This is a genomic window from Lactococcus nasutitermitis, assembly GCF_018403765.1.
GTDB lineage: Bacteria > Bacillota > Bacilli > Lactobacillales > Streptococcaceae > Lactococcus > Lactococcus nasutitermitis.
In genome coordinates this window covers 270,766-292,831 of sequence record NZ_BOVQ01000004.1, presented here as the reverse complement: position 1 = coordinate 292,831, position 22,066 = coordinate 270,766, and the positions used below count along the sequence as shown (strand labels likewise).

22 protein-coding genes are annotated in these 22,066 nt (G+C 39.5%); 21 read left to right on the top strand and 1 reads right to left on the bottom strand.

The genetic code is table 11. From position 1 onward, the window contains the following. The first annotated feature begins 60 nt into the window (after nt 1-60). From KJS36_RS05740 to KJS36_RS05670, 15 genes are all read left to right on the top strand, one after another. Entirely contained in the window at nt 61-903 is an 843-nt protein-coding gene (locus tag KJS36_RS05740; protein ID WP_213535345.1) for a thymidylate synthase, read from the top strand. 41 nt (nt 904-944) lie between these two features. Further along, nucleotides 945-1,199, top strand: coding sequence for a hypothetical protein (locus KJS36_RS05735; RefSeq protein ID WP_244842744.1), 255 nt, complete (start codon nt 945-947; stop codon nt 1,197-1,199). A 20-nt stretch (nt 1,200-1,219) separates the two neighbouring features. Further along, entirely contained in the window at nt 1,220-1,663 is a 444-nt protein-coding gene (gene msrB, locus KJS36_RS05730) for a peptide-methionine (R)-S-oxide reductase MsrB (protein WP_213535337.1), read from the top strand. Beyond that, nucleotides 1,660-2,250 (top strand): NAD(P)H-binding protein, encoded by a 591-nt coding sequence (locus KJS36_RS05725; protein ID WP_213535332.1) that lies wholly within the window; start codon nt 1,660-1,662, stop codon nt 2,248-2,250. The genes msrB and KJS36_RS05725 overlap by 4 nt, the downstream gene beginning before the upstream one ends. A 48-nt stretch (nt 2,251-2,298) precedes the next feature. After that, nucleotides 2,299-2,772 carry an ArsC/Spx/MgsR family protein gene (locus KJS36_RS05720; RefSeq protein WP_213535325.1) on the top strand — a complete coding sequence of 158 codons (474 nt, stop codon included), beginning with the start codon at nt 2,299-2,301 and terminating at the stop codon, nt 2,770-2,772. A 116-nt stretch (nt 2,773-2,888) separates the two neighbouring features. Beyond that, complete coding sequence (purC, locus tag KJS36_RS05715; protein ID WP_213535320.1) at nt 2,889-3,599, top strand: phosphoribosylaminoimidazolesuccinocarboxamide synthase; 711 nt, start codon at nt 2,889-2,891, stop codon at nt 3,597-3,599. After that, complete coding sequence (purS, locus tag KJS36_RS05710; protein ID WP_213535315.1) at nt 3,596-3,844, top strand: phosphoribosylformylglycinamidine synthase subunit PurS; 249 nt, start codon at nt 3,596-3,598, stop codon at nt 3,842-3,844. The genes purC and purS overlap by 4 nt, the downstream gene beginning before the upstream one ends. Next, on the top strand, nt 3,845-4,519 hold the full coding sequence (purQ, locus tag KJS36_RS05705) for a phosphoribosylformylglycinamidine synthase subunit PurQ (RefSeq protein WP_213535308.1): 675 nt from the start codon (nt 3,845-3,847) through the stop codon (nt 4,517-4,519). Nucleotides 4,520-4,599: 80 nt separating this feature from the next. Further along, nucleotides 4,600-5,232 (top strand): hypothetical protein, encoded by a 633-nt coding sequence (locus KJS36_RS05700; RefSeq protein ID WP_213535307.1) that lies wholly within the window; start codon nt 4,600-4,602, stop codon nt 5,230-5,232. An 81-nt stretch (nt 5,233-5,313) separates the two neighbouring features. Continuing rightward, nucleotides 5,314-6,354 carry a DNA cytosine methyltransferase gene (locus KJS36_RS05695; protein ID WP_213535304.1) on the top strand — a complete coding sequence of 347 codons (1,041 nt, stop codon included), beginning with the start codon at nt 5,314-5,316 and terminating at the stop codon, nt 6,352-6,354. Further along, complete coding sequence (locus tag KJS36_RS05690) at nt 6,317-7,459, top strand: hypothetical protein (protein WP_213535299.1); 1,143 nt, start codon at nt 6,317-6,319, stop codon at nt 7,457-7,459. The genes KJS36_RS05695 and KJS36_RS05690 overlap by 38 nt, the downstream gene beginning before the upstream one ends. Nucleotides 7,460-7,773: 314 nt before the next feature. After that, a complete protein-coding gene (gene purL / locus KJS36_RS05685; protein ID WP_213535295.1) occupies nt 7,774-9,984 on the top strand; it encodes a phosphoribosylformylglycinamidine synthase subunit PurL in 2,211 nt (736 codons plus the stop codon). Nucleotides 9,985-10,126: 142 nt separating this feature from the next. Continuing rightward, a complete protein-coding gene (locus KJS36_RS05680; RefSeq protein ID WP_213535289.1) occupies nt 10,127-12,109 on the top strand; it encodes an AAA family ATPase in 1,983 nt (660 codons plus the stop codon). Between the two features lie 11 nt (nt 12,110-12,120). Then, nucleotides 12,121-12,612 (top strand): hypothetical protein, encoded by a 492-nt coding sequence (locus tag KJS36_RS05675; protein WP_213535284.1) that lies wholly within the window; start codon nt 12,121-12,123, stop codon nt 12,610-12,612. 144 nt (nt 12,613-12,756) lie between these two features. Beyond that, nucleotides 12,757-12,900 (top strand): hypothetical protein, encoded by a 144-nt coding sequence (locus KJS36_RS05670; RefSeq protein ID WP_213535281.1) that lies wholly within the window; start codon nt 12,757-12,759, stop codon nt 12,898-12,900. A gap of 227 nt (nt 12,901-13,127) precedes the next feature. Here KJS36_RS05670 and KJS36_RS05665 read toward each other — a convergent pair whose 3' ends face one another. After that, a complete protein-coding gene (locus KJS36_RS05665) occupies nt 13,128-13,712 on the bottom strand; it encodes a TetR/AcrR family transcriptional regulator (protein WP_213535277.1) in 585 nt (194 codons plus the stop codon). Nucleotides 13,713-13,887: 175 nt separating this feature from the next. On the opposite strand from KJS36_RS05665, the gene KJS36_RS05660 reads away from it, so the two are divergent. The 6 genes from KJS36_RS05660 (at nt 13,888) to KJS36_RS05635 (ending at nt 22,065) form a co-directional block, all read left to right on the top strand. Then, on the top strand, nt 13,888-15,336 hold the full coding sequence (locus KJS36_RS05660; protein WP_213535273.1) for an MDR family MFS transporter: 1,449 nt from the start codon (nt 13,888-13,890) through the stop codon (nt 15,334-15,336). Between the two features lie 67 nt (nt 15,337-15,403). Then, nucleotides 15,404-15,967 carry a GNAT family N-acetyltransferase gene (locus KJS36_RS05655; protein WP_213535271.1) on the top strand — a complete coding sequence of 188 codons (564 nt, stop codon included), beginning with the start codon at nt 15,404-15,406 and terminating at the stop codon, nt 15,965-15,967. Nucleotides 15,968-16,079: 112 nt separating this feature from the next. Further along, nucleotides 16,080-17,531, top strand: a complete 1,452-nt coding sequence (gene purF / locus KJS36_RS05650; protein WP_373306161.1) for an amidophosphoribosyltransferase — start codon at nt 16,080-16,082, stop codon at nt 17,529-17,531. A 425-nt stretch (nt 17,532-17,956) separates the two neighbouring features. Further along, nucleotides 17,957-18,700, top strand: coding sequence for a hypothetical protein (locus KJS36_RS05645; RefSeq protein ID WP_213535267.1), 744 nt, complete (start codon nt 17,957-17,959; stop codon nt 18,698-18,700). A 136-nt stretch (nt 18,701-18,836) separates the two neighbouring features. Next, nucleotides 18,837-20,036: an ATP-binding protein gene (locus tag KJS36_RS05640; protein ID WP_213535263.1), complete on the top strand. Its 1,200-nt coding sequence runs from the start codon at nt 18,837-18,839 to the stop codon at nt 20,034-20,036. Between the two features lies 1 nt (nt 20,037). Beyond that, a complete protein-coding gene (locus tag KJS36_RS05635) occupies nt 20,038-22,065 on the top strand; it encodes an HsdM family class I SAM-dependent methyltransferase (protein ID WP_213535262.1) in 2,028 nt (675 codons plus the stop codon). Nucleotide 22,066: the final 1 nt, after the last annotated feature.

The following is a 22,066-nucleotide window of genomic DNA, read 5'->3' as shown; positions in this document are numbered from 1 at the left end:
GCCCCAGCAAACAGAGTTTTTGCTATAATGAACTGAGAATAACAAAGAAAAGGAAAAGAAATGACCTTTGCAGACCAAATTTTCAAACAAAATATCCAAAATATCCTAGAAAACGGTGTGATGAGTGAAAACGCTCGCCCTCATTACAAAGATGGAAAAACAGCCAATAGCAAATATATCACAGGTGCTTTTACCAGCTATGACCTTGAAAAAGGCGAATTTCCCATCACAAGCCTACGACCAATTGCTATCAAATCCGCCATTAAAGAACTAATGTGGATTTACCAAGACCAAACAAGTGAACTCAGCGTTCTTGAAGACAAATACGGAGTGAAATACTGGCGCGAATGGGCACTAGAAGATGGCACCATCGGTCAACGTTACGGTGCAACCGTCAGAAAACACAATATTATCGGCAAATTCCTTGACGGTCTCGCCAAAAATCCTTGGAACCGCCGAAATATCATCAACCTCTGGCAATATGAAGATTTTGAAGAAACAGAAGGTTTGTTGCCCTGCGCCTTTCAAACCCTATTTGACGTCCGTCGCGACCCAAAAACACAAGAAATTTACCTTGATGCGACCCTCATTCAACGCAGTAACGATATGCTCGTCGCCCACCACATCAATGCCATGCAATATGTCGCGCTTCAGATGATGATTGCCAAACATTTCAGCTGGAAAATCGGGAAATTTTTCTATTTTGTCAATAACCTCCATATTTATGATAATCAATTTGAGCAAGCACAAGAACTCCTCAAGCGCACAGGTTCAGACAAAGAAGCAAAACTCGTTCTCAACGTCCCAGACGGCACCAATTTCTTTGACATCAAACCCGAAGATTTTGAACTCGTCGATTATGAGCCAGTAAAACCACAGCTCAAGTTTGACTTAGCAATATGAAAATAATCACCATTTGTGGCTCTCTGAAATTCATTGATGATATGAAAATCTGGGCAGAAAAACTAGAACTTGCCGGAAATTGCGTCCTCAGCGTGATTTATCCAACCAAAGCTGTTGAAGCATATACTGCAGAAGAAATTACAGCCTTCAGCAAAGCCCATCTGAGAAAAATTGATTTAGCTGATGCCATTTTTGTAGTCAATAAAAATGGTTATATAGGCGAAGCCGTAAAAAATGAAATTTGGTATGCCAAAAAACAGAACAAAGAAATTATTTATTTAGAAAAGAAAGATTAAAAAAGTCAAGAAGGAGCTATATGGACAACAAAGAAGAACTCAAAAAACGTTTATCTCCTCTGAGTTACGAAGTCACACAAGAAAATGCAACAGAAGCACCATTTAACAATGAATTTGATGACTTTTTTGAGCGCGGACTTTACGTTGACATCGTCAGTGGAGAAGCACTTTTTACAAGCGAAGATAAATACGATTCAGGTTGTGGCTGGCCCGCATTTACTCAACCCATTACACGCAAAGCTATTCAAGAAAAACGGGATAAAACACATGGAATGGAACGCACCGAAGTACGTTCAAAATCAGCTGACAGCCATCTAGGTCACGTTTTTAGCGATGGTCCACGTGACAAAGGAGGCTTGCGCTACTGCATTAACTCTGCAGCTTTACGTTTTGTACCCTACAAGGATTTAAAAAAAGAAGGATATGGCAGCTATTTGCCAATTTTTGGAGAGAATAAAGAATGAACATTATGATTATAGGTGCGACAGGCACGATTGGAAATGAAGTCAGAAAACGTATTTTGACAGAAACAGACTGGGAAATAACACTTCTCGTACGCAATCCCACAAAAATAGGAAAAAGCAACGCAGCACGCGAAACAATCATCGAAAGTGACGTTGACCATTTCAATAAAAACCAGTTGACAGATATTGATGCAGTATTTGTCGCCTTATCTGGCAATATGCCAGAGCTAACTAAGAAGATTGTCAATGTACTAGAAAGTTCCGAAACAAAACGTCTCGTACAGATTCTCACGATGGGAATTTACAATGAAGTCCCAGCCAAATATCTTCACGGTGGCGGTATGAGCGACTATGTTATACGTTACGCCGAAGCAGGCGAAATCATTGAAAATTCTGATTTGGATTATACCATTATTCGTCCCGCATGGTTTGACCATGGCGATGATGAAGTGAACGTTACTAAAAAAGGCGAAATGCTCACAGGACATGATGTTTCAGTCACAGCTATTTCAAAATTTGTTGTAAAAGCACTTGCAGAACCAGATTTTGCTAAAAGACAAAGCTTTGGACTCAATCGTCCCGACTAAAAAGCTCAAAACTGGCTCAACCTCAAGATTTATGCTATACTTATGAGCATGAATTATCTATTTTATACGAAAAAAAACCATGTGACACAGTCTATTCGCGATTGGATGCTGCGCGAGGAACTAGATTTTATTGAACTTCCAGTTTCTGAGATGACTCTCCCCGAGTTAAAGCAGATTTTATCATTTTGTGAAGATGGCTTTGACAATATTATCAATTATCGCTCCAACATATATAAACGACTTTTTCAAGAAGTTGGCAATTTCTCAGAACTGAAAGCAGGTTTTTTCATGAAACTCCTCCTTGCCAATCCAGAAGTCTTTAAAAATGGGATTGTCGTGAATTTTGAGAAAAAGCAATTAACCGTTGGTTATTCCGCCGAACAAATCCGAACATTTGTTCCAAGAAATCGTCGCAACATTGCGCGTATCATGCGTGGTATTGACATTTATGGCTATAAAGCGCTCAATTACGGAAAAAATGGACAAGCAGGACACAAGCATTTACTCAATCCACAAGGATAAAATCATTCTATTTCCGAACATTTAGAAATAAAAAAAATCAGAAAGTCCGTCTGGACTTTTTTATTTTTGAAAATTTTCATACAATAAAACTAGAAAGTAGAAAAGAGGAATTTCTAGTGGAAAAGCATGAATTGCTTTATGAAGGAAAAGCGAAAAAACTCTATACAACAGATGATAAAGAGATTTTATGGGTAGAGTATCAAGACCAAGCGACCGCTTTAAATGGCGCGCGTAAAGAACAAATTTCAGGAAAAGGCGCCCTAAACAATCAGATAACTTCACTCATATTTGAAAAATTAAATTCCGAAGGAATTCAAACACATTTCATCAAACAGCTATCTAAAACCGAACAATTAAATAGAAAAGTTCAGATTATTCCGCTAGAAGTTGTTTTACGTAATGTCGTGGCTGGTTCTTTTGCCAAACGTTTTGGACTAGAGGAAGGCGCAGTTCTACCTGAAGCTATCGTTGAATTTTACTACAAATCTGACGCGCTAGACGACCCTTTTATCAATGATGAACACGTGAAATTCCTAGATATTGCCACAGATGAAGAAATCGCATTTCTCAAATCTGAAACACGACAAATCAATAGCATTCTCAAAAAAATTTGGTCAGAAATTGGTTTAACACCGGTTGATTTTAAGTTAGAATTTGGGAGACTTGAAGATGGAACAATTATCCTCGCAGACGAGATTTCTCCTGACACGAGCCGGCTCTGGAATGCCAAGGGCGAACACATGGACAAAGACGTTTTCCGTCGCAATATTGGCGATTTGATTAGCGTTTATACGGAAGTTTTAGAAAAACTGGAGGCAGCAAAATGACAAAAGTACGTGTTTATGTGACTTACAAAGCATCTATCCTTGACCCCGAAGCGCAGGCAATCAAAGGCGCAACGAGCAAAATGGGGTATTCAGAAATCAAAGAGCTTCGCATGGGAAAATATTTCGACTTTGAAGTTGAAGCAGACGAAAGTACAGCGAAAGAAAAAGTCGCAGCTATCGCCAACGAACTCCTTGCCAATCCGAACATGGAAACTTATACTGTCGAAATCTTGGGGGATAACTAAATGAAATTTGCAGTCATTCAATTTCCCGGCTCAAACTGTGATTTTGATTTACTTTGGGCAATTCGTGATGTCATGGGGGCGGAAGCTGAGTTTGTCTGGCACGATGAGGCATCTCTCGCTGGATTTGACGGCGTGCTCATTCCCGGAGGCTTCAGCTACGGCGATTACCTCAGATGTGGTGCGATTGCGAGCTTTGCGAACATTATGCCAGAGATTATCCGCTTGGCAAATGAAGGCAAGCTCGTGTTTGGCACCTGCAATGGTTTTCAAATTTTGGTGGAAGCAGGCTTACTGCCCGGTGGTTTGATTCGCAATGAAAAACTGAAATTTGTGTCGAAATGGCAGAGTTTGCGCGTCAATAATCAAACGAAATTTACCAGTGAATTTGCTGAAAATGAAGGCATTAGCTTACCGATTGCCCATGGCGAAGGGCATTATATCGCGGACGAAGCGACCCTTGCGGAACTCCGTGCCAATCATCAAATCGCCTTTACCTACGACGGCGAAAATCCGAACGGTTCGGCGGAGGCGATTGCGGGCATTACCAACAAAGCGGGCAACGTCCTCGGCATGATGCCCCACCCAGAGCGCGCGGTTGAGGACTTGCTCGGTGGGAGTGATGGGAAAAAGCTGTTTGCAAGTATTTTGAAGAATTTTTTGGAAGTGCAGGCTTAGAAATAGTGAACGCGTCAAATTTGACGCGTTTTTTGTGATGGGAGTGTGGTATAATAAAGAAATGAAAGATGAGGCTGTAAATGAAAGTGGGTTGGAATTCTATTTTCACTTCGGTTGTTACTCTTATTGTTACAGCGGTTGTCAACTGGTTTGTTACCACACATACTATAAATAGAAAACAAGCCGAAATTGATAAACAGAAAAAATTACTGATATTTATTATGAAAAGAGAGCAGATAGCCTATTGTCATTGTATGGCGAATTATTTAGATTTATCTATATCAGAAAAATTTGTACATATGGCTGGACCAGAAATGCAAGTATCTTCTGATAAGGACATTGAAGGATTGAAAAAGATATTTACCCGACTGATGAATTTATCGGGTTCTTTAGGAAGTAATACTCTTAGGTCACAAATTTATCTAGATAATGACTTATACATGGAGGTTCATAGCTTTACTAGTATTGTTCAGCAAGCTTGCTCAGGTATAGTTAGTGGGATGAAGGAATTAGAACTTGTTGAAGAATTGATGTTTTCTATGTACGAAGATAGGTTTCCAACTAAAAAAGAGATGGAAAAATACGAATACTTTAGAAAAGAGATTAATAAGTTAAATTTTGAAGCTTATTGTGACACTTTAAGTAGGTATACTAATGAGTTGACTAATATAAAGATGGAAATACGTAGAAATTTGATAAAAAGTGAATATTAAATTTTAGAGTATTTAAGTAAAGGTGATATATTCAAGTAATACTATATCCTATTTTAATAATTTTATGGTAAAATGATACTAATGACTAAAAAAATTGGAACTTTTATAGATTTGTTTTGTGGAATTGGCGGAATCAGAATGGGAATGGAAATGTCAGGGTTTCAATGTGTATTTTCGTCTGATATTGATGAGGACTGTAAAAATGTATATGCTACTAATTATAGTGAACGCCCGGCAGGAGATATTTCTAAAATAGAAGCAAACGAAATACCAGATTTTGATATATTATGTGGCGGCTTTCCATGTCAGCCTTTTTCTATTTCTGGAAAGAAAAAAGGATTTGAAGATACGCGAGGAACTTTATTTTTTGAAATTTGTAGAATTGCTGAAGCTAAACAACCTAAAGTAATACTTTTAGAAAATGTTAAGTATCTGGTCCATCATGATGGTGGGCGAACCCTCAGTGTTATAACTGAAAAGCTTGAAGAACTGGGGTATATAGTAAATTGGCAAATATTAAATGCACTCGATTTTGGAATGCCACAAAATAGAGAACGCATAATTATTGTCGCAACTAAGGATTGTGAATTTGATTTTGATGATATTCAAAAAAAATCAAGAAAAACGTTGTCAGATGGCTTTCTTGATAAGAGCGGAGCTTTTGAATATCTTGAGCCTGAGGAGTATACTTTGCTTAAGGAGGAGCAAAAGACCATCCAGCTAAAATCAGGTCTGATATTTGCAGGTTACAGAAATAAGTCTATCCGTAAAGTTGGGGTAAGACCGGGTACAGAGCATCTGTCACGAGTACATAAACAACCGAATAGAATTTATGATGCTAGAGGAACGCATCCAACACTTCCATCTCAGGAAACTTCTGGACGCTTTTGGATTTTAGTTGAGGGTAAGGTTCGTAAGCTTACCATAGACGAATGCTATAGAATTATGGGCTTTCCAGATAGTTTTAAAAGAGCAGAATTACTTGGAACGCAATATAAACAGATTGGAAATTCTGTATGTGTTCCCATGTTTTCAGCATTAGCAAAATCTATTAAAAAACAATATTTTTCTCAAGGAGTGCGAAATGTCGAAAGAAAGCAAAAACAAATTAGCTTATTCTGATAAATTGCAAGAAATTTACCAAAAGGCTATGAATATTTATTCTAAAAAATCTAAATTACCAAACTTTAATGAAGAGACAACTCAAGAATTAGATGAAATTGTTTTTCGTGCTGATAATGCAAAGGGTGTTTTTGCGGTGTTGACAACATTATTAGTTCATAAAAGTTTGATGCCCCAACAAGATATTAGATATTATCAAACAAAGTTTGATAATGGTTTTTCAGGTAGAACTATTGATACTAAATTTATTACTCCATTTTTAAAGAGTATTTCTTTTCCTGCTCCCTCAACTTCTGGTTGGCTAACTCGAACTCTTGAGAGTTCTCAACCTTATATGCTTGATTATAAGCCAGCTATCAGTCCTAAGACGTTAAAAAGTGCTTTTTTAAATTTAATTGATAAAGTTCAGAATTACGATTTAAATAGTCAAGAAGCGTTAGTATACATATTTGCTCTTCTCGTTGAAAAGCGGGAAGAAGAACGGCTCGATAATTTGGCTAATCCGCATAACCTTCCAATATCTGATATTATTTTATTATTAGAAACACACTTTAATTATTCTTACGAGGGAGGAGGCTCGGGAGCTTCTAGATTACCTGTTTTAGCAATATATTCTGCATATCAATGTATGATGAATCAAGTGAAAAGGTATGAAGATAAGATACTTTGTGAGCTGGAAAACCATACATCTGCGGATACCCGTTCGGGTTCTGTTGGTGATGTTGAAATTGATGAGCAGGATGGCTCCGCTTTCGAAGGAGTAGAGATTAAACATAATATAGAGGTTACAAGAGAAATAATTGAAATCGCTTATGATAAGTTCAAATCGCAACAAACAAAACGTTATTACATTTTGACTACAGCAAATATGGATCGGGCAGATTGGAATGTATTAAATAAAGAAATTCGAAGAATTTCTAAAATACATGGCTGCCAATTGATAGTTAATGGAGTTTATAGTACTCTTAAATATTATTTAAGGCTTCTTGATGATACTTCAGAGTTCATTGAAAACTATGTGGAAAATATAAAGAATGATTCAGCAGTAAAATATCAGCATAGAAAAGCTTGGAATGACATTGTTTCTCGATTATCAAATGAATAAATGAAAGTATATATAGCAAAAGTATTTCCGAACAATAAACTGAATAATCCATAAAAAGTCCTATTAGGGCTTTTTATTTCCAAACAATCAAGGTAAAATTAGTTCTATCAAGAGAGTTTTGCGTTGGAATAGCGAATTTTTGTTTTTGGAGGGTACGTCAAATTTGACGTGTTTGTCAAATGTGAGAATGGTGTCAAATTCTGCCTGCGTCAGCTTGAAATCAGCTGTACAGGGGCGATAAGGTTTTTGACAGCTTGGTCAAAAATGTCTGACCTCGCAAAATTTCCCAAAAACCTAAAAAATAGGAGAAGATGATGACAATCGAACTGAGTCCTGAAGAAATCCGTGAGACGGCGATTTACCGCGACTGGGGCATGACGGATGCTGAATATGCGAAGGTGCAGGAGATTTTGGGCGGGCGGCTGCCGAACTTTACGGAGTGCGGGATGTACGCGGTGATGTGGAGCGAGCATTGTTGCTACAAGAACTCGAAGCCTGTTTTGAAGAAGTTTCCGACGACGGGCAAGCAAGTGCTGATGGGACCCGGCGAGGGGGCTGGCGTGGTCGATATTGGCGATGGGCTGGCGGTTGTTTTTAAGGCGGAGTCGCACAATCATCCGAGCTATGTCGAACCTTACGAGGGTGCAGCGACAGGCTCTGGCGGGATTATTCGTGATATTTTCTCGATGGGCGCGCGTCCGATTGCGATTTTGGACAGCTTGCGTTTTGGGCAGATTGATAATGCGCACACGCGGCATATCATGGACCAAGTCGTGGCAGGCATTGCGGGCTATGGTAACTGTATCGGGATTCCCACGGTCGGGGGCGAGGTGGCTTTTGACGAGAGTTATACGGGCAATCCTTTGGTCAATGTGCTGTGTGTCGGGCTGATTGAGCAGAAAAATATCCAAAAAGGGCAGGCGAAGGGCGTGGGGAATTCGATTTTCTATGTTGGTGCGAAGACTGGGCGTGACGGCATTCATGGGGCTTCATTTGCTTCTAAAACGTTTGGCTCAGGCAATGAAACGCAACGCTCGGCGGTGCAGGTTGGCGACCCATTTATGGAAAAATTGCTTCTTGAAGCCTGTATCGAGGTCATCAACGAACATGGTGATGTGCTGGTCGGTATTCAGGATATGGGGGCTGCGGGCTTGGTGTCTTCGACGTCAGAAATGGCGTCCAAAGCGGGTTCAGGCATGATTTTGAACCTTGACAATGTGCCTCAGCGCGAAACGGAGATGATTCCTTACGAGATGATGCTCTCTGAAAGTCAGGAGCGCATGGTGCTGTGTGTCAAAGAGGGGCACGAGCAGGAAATTATTGACGTGTTTAAGAAATATGAGCTAGACGCGGTCAACATCGGCGAGGTCACGGACGACGGCTTTTACACGCTCTATCACAAGGGCGAGATGGTCGCAAAAGTCCCTGTGGATAGCTTGGCGGAGGATGCGCCCGTGTATTATCGGGAAAGTCAAGTGCCTGCGCGGATTGCGGAATTTGACGCGTTACCAAAATGGACACCTGAATTTGACGATGTGAATGACGTATTTAAAAAATTGCTGGCACAACCAACGATTGCCAGCAAACGCAGTATTTACGAGACGTACGACTCGCGCGTGATGACAAACACGGTCGTGGCTCCCGGCTCTGACGCAGCGGTTTTGCGGGTGCGCGGGACGCGTAAGGCGCTCGCCATGACGACGGACTGCAACGCGCGCTATCTCTACCTTGACCCCGAAAAGGGCGGTGCGATTGCTGTTGCTGAAGCGGCGCGCAATATCGTGGCGAGCGGTGGGAAGCCTTTGGCGATTACGGATTGTTTGAATTTCGGTAATCCTGAAAAACCTGAACAGTTCTGGGAATTGACGACGGCGGCGGACGGGATTTCGCGTGCCTGTCTCGCGCTTGATACGCCTGTGATTTCTGGCAATGTCAGCTTGTACAATGAAACGAGTGGAACTGCGATTTTACCGACGCCGATGATTGGTATGGTGGGGCTGATTGCGGACACGGACGACATTACCACGCAGGCTTTCAAGCAGGCGGGGGATGTGATTGTTCTGATTGGCGACACGGGGGATGATTTTTCTGGGAGTGAAATTCAGAAGATGCTAACAGGTGAAATCTCTGGGACGGTGACGTTTGATTTGGATGCGGAGAAGAAAAATCAGGATTTTGTTTTGACGGCGATTAAGTCCGGGCTGATTCAGTCGGCGCACGACTTGTCAGAAGGTGGTTTGGCGGTTGCCTTGGCTGAATCCGCATTTGACGGAGAATTTGGTGTGGACGTCAGCGCTGAGCTCACTAACGAACAGCTTTTCAGCGAAACGCAGGGACGTTTTGTGATTTCTGTCAAATTTGACGCGATTGAAAAACTTGAAAAATTAGCTTTTGACAGTTCTGTCAAATTTGACAGACTTGGAGAAGTCACGGGTGACGGTGTTTTGAGCATCAACGGTATTTCTGTCAAAACTGACGAAGCGCTCAAAATTTATGAAAATGCACTTCCAGAGTTAATGAAATAAAAAGTTCTGTCAAAAAGAGTGCGAGCCTGAAAAAAATTATAATTTTACATAATTTCCAAAATGCTACAATTACTACGTAATCTAGCATTTTCTTTTGACGTAGTCAAAAGAAAACATTATCAGGAAAAATAAAAGGTGCAGAATGGCAAATCTTTACATAGGAGGCTTTCATCCACTGGGGAAAGTCAGTTCATTAGCAGAAGCAGCGCAGAAGATGAAAACTGGCGATATACTCACGATTGAACAAGATATTACCGAGCTGTTCAAAGAAAAAACGGCAATCAGCTTTCCTGCTCAGAGCGTCATTCAAGGCATCATGAAAAATGACAAAAAACCTATTATTGAACTTGCCAGCTATCATTCGGCAGGGCTGGTGCTGGGGGAGAATTGTCTCGTGGCAAATCTCCATCTGATTGTTCCCTCTTGTGGGGTAAATGGCTTCAATGCGAAAAATCTCAAAAAAGTCACCCTTTCCAATGTCACAACCAAGTATCTTACTACAGATTTTGAAGATTTGACCATTGAGGAAAATCAAGCGTTTTCTCCAGATATTTATGTCGAAAATGTCGGAGAGCTAACACTGGAAAATTGTGATTTTCATCATCCTTATATTGACGCAAAAATGGTGAACTTTGAAAATGACAACAATCTAGGTGATATCGGCTATCCGCAAAGTACGCTCAATGCTGCAATAAGCACCAGTCAGGCTAATTTTTTGCAACTGCAAAATATCTCGCTCAAAGTCACAGGAAATTTTCCTGTTTTGACCGCTTCAAATCTGATTTTCCAAAAAGGTAGTCAAGCAGAAATTGAACGTTTCCAGCCCTTGGCAGGCGCAGCACTGGTAAGACAAGCTCTTGCACCAAATGGCAATTATTATGATAAAAAGCATAAGACAGACGGTAACTATTGCATCCTAGCAAATTTTGGAGAGCTGAAAATCTCAGAATTGCTTGCACCAGCGACTTATACACTCGCCACAGACCAAGTTGGCGAAGATTTACCAGTGCTTTTGAAAAAAGAATTTCTCTTTAAAAATAGTGGTCAGTTGACGATTTCTGGGGAAAATACCGTTACTTATGGCTTTATGAGTGAGATTTCTCAAGGCTCACAGACTTATTTTAAAAATTATTCAGATGTCAATCGGTGGGCATACTTTGACGGAGGAAATTTTGAGCTTCAAGGAGAAAGTACAGTTAAAGTTGTTGCCAAAAATCAAGCAGGACAATGGCTACCTTATCAGGACTGGCTAACAGAAAAAGCAGAAGAAAAACGGCAGTCCAGCGCGATTTACCAGCTTGAAAATATGACAGGACTTGCCCAAGCCAAGGAGCAGATGATGCTTTATATTGCCAGTGCGCGCGCCAATCAACGCCGCAAAGCGCTGGGACAAAAAGTGTCGAGTGCCTCTCTTCACATGATTTTTGCAGGAAATGCTGGAACTGGAAAGACAACAGTCGCAAGACTTGTTGCCCAAATCTTGTATGAAAATGGTGTGATTGCTGAAAATAAACTTACCGAAGTCAGTGCCAAAGACCTTGTCGCCGGCTACATCGGACAAACAGCAACGAAAACGCATGAAGTGATTGAAAAAGCGTTGGGTGGCATTCTTTTCATTGATGAAGCCTATCAACTCGCGACAAAAGACGACACAGGAAGCAATGCAGCCTTCAAAGAAGAAGCTATCAACCAGCTCATCGCTGACATGGAAAATAATCGCGACAAACTGATTGTCATTATTGCCGGATATTCAGCGGAAATCAAAGACTTTTTGCAGTCCAATCAAGGCTTAAGTTCCAGATTTACCAACTGGATAGACTTTGAGGATTATTCAGCAGAAGAACTCATCGCGATTGCGGAAAAACAGCTTCTGAGTGAGTCGCAAGTTTGTGATAAAGAAGCAAGTGAGACCTTAGCCAAAGTCATTAGTGATGCAAAAAGTCAACATCTTGTCGATGGCAATGCCCGCTATGTGAGAAATTTATTGCAGTTAATTACTCAAAGTCGAGATGCACGTATTTTCAAAAAAGCGAGTTTTTCTGACGCTGAACTCAATCAAATCATACGTGAAGATGTCGAAGCAGGCGCAGAAAAAGCTCAAAATAATAGCAATAAGATGAATTAGGGGAAAGAAAAATGGCAACCATCAAAGAACAAAATGAAAAGGCAAGCAATCAAAGTAGCCAAAGTGAGGAAACGAAAAATCTGAAAGGCTTCTATGCCTCACTTCAGGAACATTTGACGGCTGACTATCGAAAAAAATACAATGTCCGTCGTTTTTTTAGTTGTTTGTTTTTGTATTTATTTTTAAATTTTTACTTTGCAATTCAGCCAGAACATTCGATTGTCAGTATAATTCTGCCGATTATCTGGACAGTGCTAGCTTGGATTTTCTGGAAATATGCCTTTTGGAGCTATCAGGGCGGGATTATAGATAGATTTACAAACAGTTTGATTTTATTTGGTTCGATTGGCGCATTGATTGGGAAAATTATCTTGGCAAATTTCCTTATTCTTATCTGGATTGCCCTTATTGCCCCATTTTCTGGACTGAAAACTTGGCGAAAAGCAGTGAAAAATAATAAAAATTTGTTTATCAATAATGATAGAAGCGATGTCTGGGATTAAAATGATTCTCCCATCTTGTTGTGATATTTTTGACAGTTCTGTCAAATCTGACGAAGTGCTCAAAATTTATGAAAATGCTATATTACACATATAGCATTTTCTTTTGACTATGTCAAAAGAAATATTCTCAGAAAGGAAATAAAAATGAATAAAAAATTAGAAGAGGGCAAAGCGATTTGCGCAGAATGTGGTTCAGAATTTTGGGAAGATGAGCTTGAAGATGGTTATTGTGAGCGTTGCACAGAATTTTTGATTCAATGTGGTATTGATGCCATGAATGGAGAGTGACAAATTCAACTTTTTGATGAACGAAAAAAATAATAAATCAATGAAAATTTCTTCATCAAACTTTAAAAAATAGAACTGTCAAAAAAATCAGAGCCTATAAACTCTGATTTTTTAAGTTTTGACAGACTTGTCAAATCTAATAATCATGAAAAATTTTGACAGAACTGTCAAAAACAATAAACACAAAATTTCAAAGAAAAAAAGCCATCAAAAATTTTGACAGATTTTTATTTTGAACACACCCGATAAAGCGGAAGCAAAATCTCATCCACCACACTTTCAAGCTGAGCATCGCTTTGCCGCACACCTTCCACCATCATACGCTGCCGCAAAAGCTCAAAAGGCAGGAGCTTTGCCGACTCCGAAATATCTAAACGCACCTCGCCACGTTCCTCAGCTCGCGTCAAAATTCGCTCCATCAGCACAAGATTATGCGTCCGATTATCCATCAAATGCTGTCCCTGCGTGTCTTCAAAGAAAATAAATTCGAGAAAATTTTTCGGCAAATAATCCACATTATCCCGTAAGAAACCAAGCATATCAAGCAAATCTGCCCGAAGATTTCCCCGATTAAACTTTTGCTCAATCGCAGGTTTACGATTTTTTGAATGAGACTGCAAATAATCACGACCAGCCGCATAAATCAAGCTTTCCGCATTCTCCCAGTACTTATAAAGCACTCCACGCGATGTCTGTGCTTTTTTTGCCACTTTTTGAAAATTAACCGCTAAAAATCCTTCATTTTCTAAAATCTCAATCGTTGCCACAAAAATAGCCTGTTGGAGTTCCTCGCCACGTTTTCTTTCAGACATAATTAAACCTCACATTGTTCTTTATAGTAATCATTATAGCATAAAATAAGTGAGTTTTACAAAATGATAAATTACATGGTGTTCTTTATTCTTGACAAACTTTTTCAAAAAGACTATAATCAAAATTATAAAAATAAAGAACACTATGTTCTATAAAAACAAAGGAGAATTTCTCATGCCAAAAGAAAAACAAGAAAAATTACCACGTGAATTAATGATGACTGCTTGGGTACTTGTCATTTGTGCCTTACCAACCATACTCGATTCCACCATGGTCAATATCGCCATCAATAAGTTACAGACTGACCTTAGTAGCTCACTCAATATGGTACAATGGGCGATTACAGGCTATGTCCTCGCGATGGCAGTCGCCGTCTCATTTTCAGGTTGGTTGATGGACCACTTGAACGGCAAGAAAGTACTCACCGTCGCAGTAGTTATTTTTGGTGCTTTTTCACTGTTCTCAGGACTGGCTTGGAATATCGAAAGTTTTATCGCATTTCGTGTCCTGCAAGGACTCTCAGGCGGTGTCATTACCATGCTTTCGATGAGTTTGCTCATGCAAATTGCACCTAAAAAGCTACTCGGTCAACTGATTGCCATTGTTTCCACACCCATGATTTTAGGCCCTATCCTAGGACCTGTGATTGGCGGATTTCTTGTGCAATACGGCAACTGGCGCTGGATATTCTTTGTGAATGTCCCCATTGTCATCATCTCAACCGTGCTTAACATTACCTTACTTCGCAATTTTATACCAGCAAATAAAGAGAGCAAGATGGATTGGTGGGGAACGATAAATCTTGCAGCAGCAATAACAGCCATTCTTTATGGTATAATGCAAGGCTCCGAAAATATTACCCATTTCTTCAATACAAAAATGCTGATTTTCACAGGACTTGGCCTGCTCCTCCTCATTGTCTATGTGATTTATGACTTTCTTCGCCAACACCAAACAGTTATGCCACTTCGCTATTTCAGCCATCGAAATTTTACCGCAGGAAATATTGGTGTCCTCCTGACAGGCGTTGCCGTCAATGGAGTCATGCTCCTTTTGCCCCTTTATTTTCAAAATATCCGTCATTTCACAGTAGCAGAGGCAGGACTCATTCTTGTTCCCCAAGGTATCGGAATGCTGATTGCCCGCCCTTATGTTGGACGCCTCATTGACCGTATCGGCTCACAGCTTGTCGTTCTCATTTCACTTGCGATTTCACTCCTTGGTACTTTGCCCCTCATTTTTGTCCATACAGATACTAACTTGATTCTTCTTGGTCTAGTCCTCTTTGTACGTGGTTTAGGTGTCGGTGGAATTACCATGCCAATGATGACCGACGTTTTCTACGGATTTAAGCCCACTGAGATTTCTGGTGTCTCCGTTGCCAATCGGATGATTCAATACACAGGACAAAGCCTTGGCTCCGCTATCATGTCAGCGATTGTCACAAACAGCCTCATGACTTACATGAAAACACACGCAGGAACGAGCACTTTCGCAAATTTACAACTCATAGGACAACTCAAAGGTTATCAAATGGGATTTCTAGTCAGTACAATTCTCCTGATAGTGATTGCTATCCCAGCACTCTTTCTAACGAGCAGAAAAGACAAAGAAAAAGTATAATTTTATATTAAGGAAATAAAGCAGAAAATGTACTATAATGATATTAAAAAGAGGCTGGAGGACAGCAATGAACATCATTCTAAGAGAGTTAGAACTCAAAGACTGCGAGGATTATTTATATTGGAATAATCCCTCACGCGAATTTCATCACTGGAATGGTCCATATTACGCCAGCCACAGCAAAGAAGAACTTGAAAAACAAGTTTCCCAACTCAAAAACTCTTTATCAAAAGGGCAGAAAAATGTTCTCAAAAATAAGAAAATCATCGCAGATAAAGAAAATGATGCCATCATCGGTGAAGTCAGTTGGTATTGGAAATCACAAGAAACCCTGTGGCTAGAAATTGGTATTGTGATTTTCAATGAAAATTACTGGGGAAATGGCATCGGAACAGAAGCTCTCAAAGCTTGGATTGACCAGATTTTTCAAGAAAAACCAGAATTAGTCAGACTTGGACTTTCCACCTGGTCAGGAAATAAAAGAATGATGAAACTCGCCGAAAAATGCGGTATGCAAAAAGAAGCAGAATACCGAAAAGCGAGAATTGTTGATGGCAGTTACTATGATGCCATAAGTTTTGGGATTTTGAGAGAAGAATGGCAAAATTTTTTAGAAAAAGAAAAATTATAAGCAAAAAAACGAATTTCCGAACATTGAATGCTGATTTAACCAAAATTAGCATTTTTTATCAGTAAAATTAAAGATATTCACGGTAGAATAGAACTATAAAGTTCGGAAAGAAGTGAAAATATTGACACGTGAAAAAAATTGGTTTGACCAACCACAAAACACAAACGAAAATAAACATCTCAACGAAGAATGCGGGCTTTTTGGCGTTTGGAATCATCCAGATGCAGCAAAATTGACCTTTTTTGGACTCCATGCTCTGCAACATCGCGGACAAGAAGGCGCAGGCATTGTGAGTAATAATCATGGACAACTCCAGCAAAAACGAGGATTAGGACTTGTCACAGAAGTTTTCAAAGATGAAAAAGACTTACTAGACTTAGCAGGAAAAGGAGCGATTGGACATATTCGTTATGCTACCGCAGGGTCAGCAACGATTAACAATATTCAACCTTTCAATTTTCATTTTCATGATGGAGGGCTGGCGCTTGCCCACAATGGAAACCTGACAAATGCAGTCACACTGAGAAAACAGCTTGAAAAAGACGGTGCGATTTTTAGTTCAGATAGCGATAGTGAGATTTTGATGCACCTCATCAGACGCAGTCACCATCCAGAATTTATGGGAAAAGTCAAAGAAGCTTTAAACACAGTCAAAGGAGGTTTTGCTTATCTGCTCATGACAGAAACGAGCATCATTGCTGCTCTTGACCCTAATGGTTTTAGACCCTTATCCATTGGAAAAATGGCAAATGGTGCGCTAGTCGTTGCCTCTGAAACCTGCGCTTTTGATGTGGTCGGTGCGACTTGGGTGCAAGATGTCCAGCCAGGCGAAGTTGTTACGATTGATGACACAGGCATTCATACAGACCGCTTTACTCAAAATACCCATCGTACCATTTGCAGTATGGAATATATCTATTTTGCACGTCCAGATAGTAATATCGCAGGTGTCAATGTTCATACCGCACGTAAACGAAGTGGAAAAATTCTCGCGCGTGAAGCAAAAATTGATGCAGATATCGTCATTGGCGTACCAAATTCTAGTCTCTCCGCCGCATCAGGTTACGCAGAAGAGTCAGGACTTCCCTATGAAATGGGGCTGATTAAAAATCAATACACAGCGAGAACCTTTATTCAACCCACTCAAGAACTTCGTGAACAGGGTGTACGTATGAAACTCTCTGCTGTCCGTGGCGTTGTTGAAGGAAAACGTGTCGTCATGGTAGATGATAGTATCGTCCGTGGCACAACGAGTCGCCGTATTGTCAGTCTCCTAAAAGAAGCAGGTGCGCTAGAAGTTCACGTTGCGATTGCCAGCCCACCACTTGCATATCCCTGTTTTTTTGGCATTGATATCCAAAAACGTGAAGAACTTATCGCTGCTAATCACACAGTCAATGAAATTAGTGAACTGATTGGAGCAGATAGTTTGAGTTTCCTCAGTCAAGATGGATTAGTAGAAGCGATAGGACATAACGAGCTATGTCTTTCCTATTTTGATGGAAAATACGAAACCCCACTCTATGATTATGAAGAAGAATATCTCAAAAGCCTTGAAAAATAAAACCGATTATTTTCCTTGATAAAAATAAAGCTGATTGTCTATACAACCAGTCTTTTTTTACTTTAAATTCAGAAAAATAACACCAAAATAGTTCAAAACTTTGAGAAAAGCTTCACATAAACAGTTGATTTGAGTAAATTTTAAACTAAAAGAAGTTGAATTGTAATAAAAAACGATAAATTCATGTTATACTAGACCTCATGTTTTTCCAAAAGAAAAACTATTTTACTGGTAATTGTGCCAGCAAATCGCAGCATTCTGACATTTTATTCTTTTAAGCAGAATGTCCCCTCGTTGTGAGAACGAGTGAAAGGAAAAGGACCTTAACTATCATTTCCGACTTTCTTGAGGCAGTATTTCAAGATTGAAAAACAGGAAGCAGTATGCAAGTCGTGTCTATGCAGCTGTGAATGATAGTGCCTGTTATGGTTAAACAAAAACACATTGAACATTTAAATGCTCAACAAGACTTTGCGAAAAAGTCAAATGTTGTATCATGGACAAAAATCGCAAGTCTCGTTTTACTAGCAACAAGTACGCTAACACTTGCCCCACAAGTGACAAATGCAGCTACGCAAACGAAAGTAAATTCTCATCATCTAACACAGAAGCATAAAACACTTTCTCTAGTAAAACTACCGCACTCCCAAACGAGTGCACAGCTACATCCAGTCATGACTATGACTAAGCTGACCAAGGATTCTCAACAAATAGTAGCTAATGCAAAACTAAAAGCAGCAACAGAGCAATCCACACGTCAAATGGCTAAAGAAGCAGCAGCCTACGTTGTAAAAGCGCCAGCACCAGCTCCACAAACGCCAGCTCCACCAGCACCAGCACCAGCAACGGCGGCAACAAGTCAAACAAGCCCAGCACAAAGCACACTAAATAGTAGCGGACTTGACATGAGTCAAACTACAGGCTATGTTGACATTGCAGCTCTAGCCAATTATATGGCAAGCATTTCCACCGTCAGTGGTTTCACAGCAGCCCAGTGGGCGCAAGTCATCACCCGCGAAAGTGGCGGACAAGTCGACGTCTGGAACGCAGGCGGAAGCCCCTGTTACGGCGTATTCCAAGAATGGGGCGTTAGCCAAGGCACATCCCTCGCCACACAAATCCAAATTGCAGCAGGAAAACCAGCAAGTGCTTGGGCAGAAACAATATAATAGAATAAAAACGATATTTTGAATATCGTTTTTTTATTTTTCTAACATATCAAAATGAGAAAAATATAATATTTATTTTCCTATTTCGGAAAATATATGCTATAATAACGTTATACTTTCTGAAATGAGAAAATAAATGATTGAAAGAAAACAATATACAGACTGGCTGTTGCACCATAGGGATGACCAGCTCATTAAAGTCATTACAGGGGTTCGGCGTAGTGGAAAATCTACGCTTTTTACCCTTTATCAGGAAATTTTGAAAAAAGAGGGTGTGCAAGAAAATCAGATCATTCATCTTAACTTTGAAGATTTACGTTATTATGAGCTACGTGATTTTTTGAGGCTCAATGAGTATATCTTAGAGCGTACGAATGAAAAACAGAATTATTATCTTTTCTTTGATGAAATACAGAATGTTACAAAGTTTGAAGAAGTGGTAAATAGTTTAAATCTTCAAGAAAACATTGATATATATGTCACTGGTTCAAATGCCTTTTTCATGAGTGGAGAATTTGCGACGCTTTTGACAGGACGGCATGCTGATTTAGAAGTTCTACCACTGTCTTTTAAAGAATTTCAAAGTCAATACAGTTATCTCTCACTGTCAGATGTTTACGAGCGCTATAAACATACGGCTTTCCCTCGCCTTGTTTCCGAAGAAAGTGTTCAAGAAAGAAATGATTATATTCGCAGTACCTATAATGATATTGTGTTAAAAGATATCGTTCAGCGCTATAAAATTACTGAGCAAGATATTTTAGAGCGGGTTTTACAGTTCATTGCAAGTTCTGTTGGTTCGGAAGTTTCAATTAATCGAATCAATAATTTTTTAAAAGATGAAAAAGTAGCGAAATCAAATAATACAATAGAACGCTTTGTTGATGCTTTTGTCAATGGTTTGATTATTTATAAAGTCCCAAGATATAATATAAAAGGACGTCAACTCTTGCAGCGTCTTGAAAAATATTATCTGGTTGATTTGGGTTTTAGAGAATTACTTTTGCCACTTGCAGGTGGCGATGAAGGGCATATTTTAGAGAATATTATCTACCTTGAACTTCGTAGAAGATATGTGAATGTCTATGTTGGGAAAAATGACAAAACGGAGGTTGATTTTGTCTGTATTGACCATGAAAATCATCCCGTTTACTATCAGGTAGCCTTGCAAACTTTGGATGAAAAAGTTTTAGAGCGTGAATTAAGAAGCTTGAATGAAATTGATGATATGTATCCTAAGTATTTGCTTACTCTGGATATAATTAATAAAAACGCGAATTTTAATGGAATAATCAAGAAGAATGCCTTAGATTGGCTATTAGAAGATGAGGAATAAAATGGCTGAAAATTATAAAGATGAAGGTTCAGTGAATAATTGGGTAGCTAAAAAGCTGGAAGCATTAGGTCTTAAAGATGGAAATGGTCATCATCAATTTGATGTTGGATATTTTAATCATGAATCCGGTTATAGCCAGTATATGAAAACGGCTTTAAAGGGGTCAGCTAAAACATTAAATAAGACTAATTCGGGAAAACCAGATTTTCATTTAGAATGCTATGACTTGCCTATTATTATTGAAGATAAGAATAATCTAAAAAAGTTGATTTCAAAAACTAAAGATATTATTAAAAATGATGATGATTCCGTCAAAAACTTTGCGGTGAATGGAGCACTTTATTATGCTAAAAATATGATTTCATCTGGTGGATATAGTGATGTTGTGGCTATTGGTGTAGCAGGTGATAATGAAGACAATATTACGTTAGAAGTTTACTATGTATATGGCTCGGGTCCAGATTCTCAAAAATTGATGGGTGACTATAAGAGCTTTGATTTTTTACAAAATAAGAAATCATTCGCGAAGTTTCACAAAGAGGCAACACTAACCGAAGAAGAAAAACACCAGATTTTAATTGATAGTCAAGCAAAGTTACAATCTTATGCTGGGAAACTTAATAAACTGATGCATAATCATAATATTACGGCACCTCAACGCGTTCTTTACGTATCAGGGATGTTGCTTGCAATGCAGGACTTGAGTCAAAATGGCTATGAAAGTCTAGGGATCACGCCAGAGTTCTTGAACAGTTCACCTTTAAATGGTAATCGAGATGGACAAATCGTTGTCAATCGTGTGGCGAATTATTTACAACTTAAACAAATCCCAGAAGACAAACGTCAGCTAATGCTCTCGTCCTTTAATGAGATATCAAAAGATGCTGACCGTGATAAACCTACTAAATTAGATAAAGAAGTAGCTAAATATATCAATGGAACGGCTTCAGCTAACAAACAGATTTTTACTTTCATCTATGAAAATATTTACAAATCTATTGATGGTATGACAGGAACGTTGGATATCATGGGAGAGATGTACTCTGAATTTCTGAAATATGCTTTAGGAGATGGGAAAGAAATTGGTATTGTCTTAACACCTCCTTATGTAACAAAGATGATGACGCAAATCTTGAATGTGAATCAAAATTCACGTGTGATGGATTTGGCGACAGGTTCAGCTGGTTTCTTGATTGCTTCCATGGAAGAAATGATCAATGATGCAGAAAAAGGACGCAAGGGCTCTGAAGTGGCGAATAAAAAAGTCAAAGAAATCAAAGAAAGACAATTATTAGGCGTGGAGCTTAATGCTGAAATGTTCACCCTTGCAGCCACCAACATGATTTTACGTGGCGACGGCTCGTCCAATATCCAAAAAGGCAATACGTTTGACACACCAGCCAGTCTTTATCAGAATTTCCAAGCCGACCGACTGCTTTTGAACCCGCCTTTTAGCTTTGAAGAAAACGGCATGCCTTTTATTGCCTTTGGTCTGGACAAGATGCAAAAAGGTGGGCTGGGTGCGATTATCATTCAGGATAGTGCAGGGTCAGGCAAAGCAGTCAAGACCAATCAAGGCATGCTGAAAAAGCATACGCTGGTGGCGTCTATTAAAATGCCAGTAGATTTGTTCATGCCGATGGCAGGCGTGCAGACCTCAATTTATGTCTTCAAAGTGGGGACAGCACACGATTTTGACGTCCCTGTCAAGTTCATTGATTTCCGAAAAGACGGCTATAAGCGGACCAAGCGTAGCTTGCAGGAGATTGATGCACCAACCAAGCGCTACATGGATATTGTTAAGATTTATAAGGCGGGTAAAGCGGCGAAAAATCTACAAGCCGACTGGAATCTGGACGAGATTTACGTGGAGGACCAAATCACGGACTCAGGCACTGACTGGAATTTTGACCAGCACAAGAAGATTGATACGAAACCAACTTTTGATGATTTCCGCAAGACGGTCGCCGACTATCTGGCTTGGGAAGTTGATCAAATCTTGAAAAGTGAGGATTTTGTGGGAAAATAAA

What these genes read in the sequence shown, in the direction of transcription:
- KJS36_RS05740 (WP_213535345.1), top strand. Translation starts at nt 61, where the DNA reads ATGACCTTTGCAGACCAAATTTTCAAACAAAATATCCAAAATATCCTA.
- KJS36_RS05735 (WP_244842744.1), top strand. Translation starts at nt 945, where the DNA reads ATGAAAATCTGGGCAGAAAAACTAGAACTTGCCGGAAATTGCGTCCTC.
- msrB (WP_213535337.1), top strand. Translation starts at nt 1,220, where the DNA reads ATGGACAACAAAGAAGAACTCAAAAAACGTTTATCTCCTCTGAGTTAC.
- KJS36_RS05725 (WP_213535332.1), top strand. Translation starts at nt 1,660, where the DNA reads ATGAACATTATGATTATAGGTGCGACAGGCACGATTGGAAATGAAGTC.
- KJS36_RS05720 (WP_213535325.1), top strand. Translation starts at nt 2,299, where the DNA reads ATGAATTATCTATTTTATACGAAAAAAAACCATGTGACACAGTCTATT.
- purS (WP_213535315.1), top strand. Translation starts at nt 3,596, where the DNA reads ATGACAAAAGTACGTGTTTATGTGACTTACAAAGCATCTATCCTTGAC.
- purQ (WP_213535308.1), top strand. Translation starts at nt 3,845, where the DNA reads ATGAAATTTGCAGTCATTCAATTTCCCGGCTCAAACTGTGATTTTGAT.
- KJS36_RS05700 (WP_213535307.1), top strand. Translation starts at nt 4,600, where the DNA reads ATGAAAGTGGGTTGGAATTCTATTTTCACTTCGGTTGTTACTCTTATT.
- KJS36_RS05695 (WP_213535304.1), top strand. Translation starts at nt 5,314, where the DNA reads ATGACTAAAAAAATTGGAACTTTTATAGATTTGTTTTGTGGAATTGGC.
- KJS36_RS05690 (WP_213535299.1), top strand. Translation starts at nt 6,317, where the DNA reads ATGTCGAAAGAAAGCAAAAACAAATTAGCTTATTCTGATAAATTGCAA.
- purL (WP_213535295.1), top strand. Translation starts at nt 7,774, where the DNA reads ATGACAATCGAACTGAGTCCTGAAGAAATCCGTGAGACGGCGATTTAC.
- KJS36_RS05680 (WP_213535289.1), top strand. Translation starts at nt 10,127, where the DNA reads ATGGCAAATCTTTACATAGGAGGCTTTCATCCACTGGGGAAAGTCAGT.
- KJS36_RS05675 (WP_213535284.1), top strand. Translation starts at nt 12,121, where the DNA reads ATGGCAACCATCAAAGAACAAAATGAAAAGGCAAGCAATCAAAGTAGC.
- KJS36_RS05670 (WP_213535281.1), top strand. Translation starts at nt 12,757, where the DNA reads ATGAATAAAAAATTAGAAGAGGGCAAAGCGATTTGCGCAGAATGTGGT.
- KJS36_RS05665 (WP_213535277.1), bottom strand. Translation starts at nt 13,712, where the DNA reads ATGTCTGAAAGAAAACGTGGCGAGGAACTCCAACAGGCTATTTTTGTG.
- KJS36_RS05660 (WP_213535273.1), top strand. Translation starts at nt 13,888, where the DNA reads ATGCCAAAAGAAAAACAAGAAAAATTACCACGTGAATTAATGATGACT.
- KJS36_RS05655 (WP_213535271.1), top strand. Translation starts at nt 15,404, where the DNA reads ATGAACATCATTCTAAGAGAGTTAGAACTCAAAGACTGCGAGGATTAT.
- KJS36_RS05645 (WP_213535267.1), top strand. Translation starts at nt 17,957, where the DNA reads ATGGTTAAACAAAAACACATTGAACATTTAAATGCTCAACAAGACTTT.
- KJS36_RS05640 (WP_213535263.1), top strand. Translation starts at nt 18,837, where the DNA reads ATGATTGAAAGAAAACAATATACAGACTGGCTGTTGCACCATAGGGAT.
- KJS36_RS05635 (WP_213535262.1), top strand. Translation starts at nt 20,038, where the DNA reads ATGGCTGAAAATTATAAAGATGAAGGTTCAGTGAATAATTGGGTAGCT.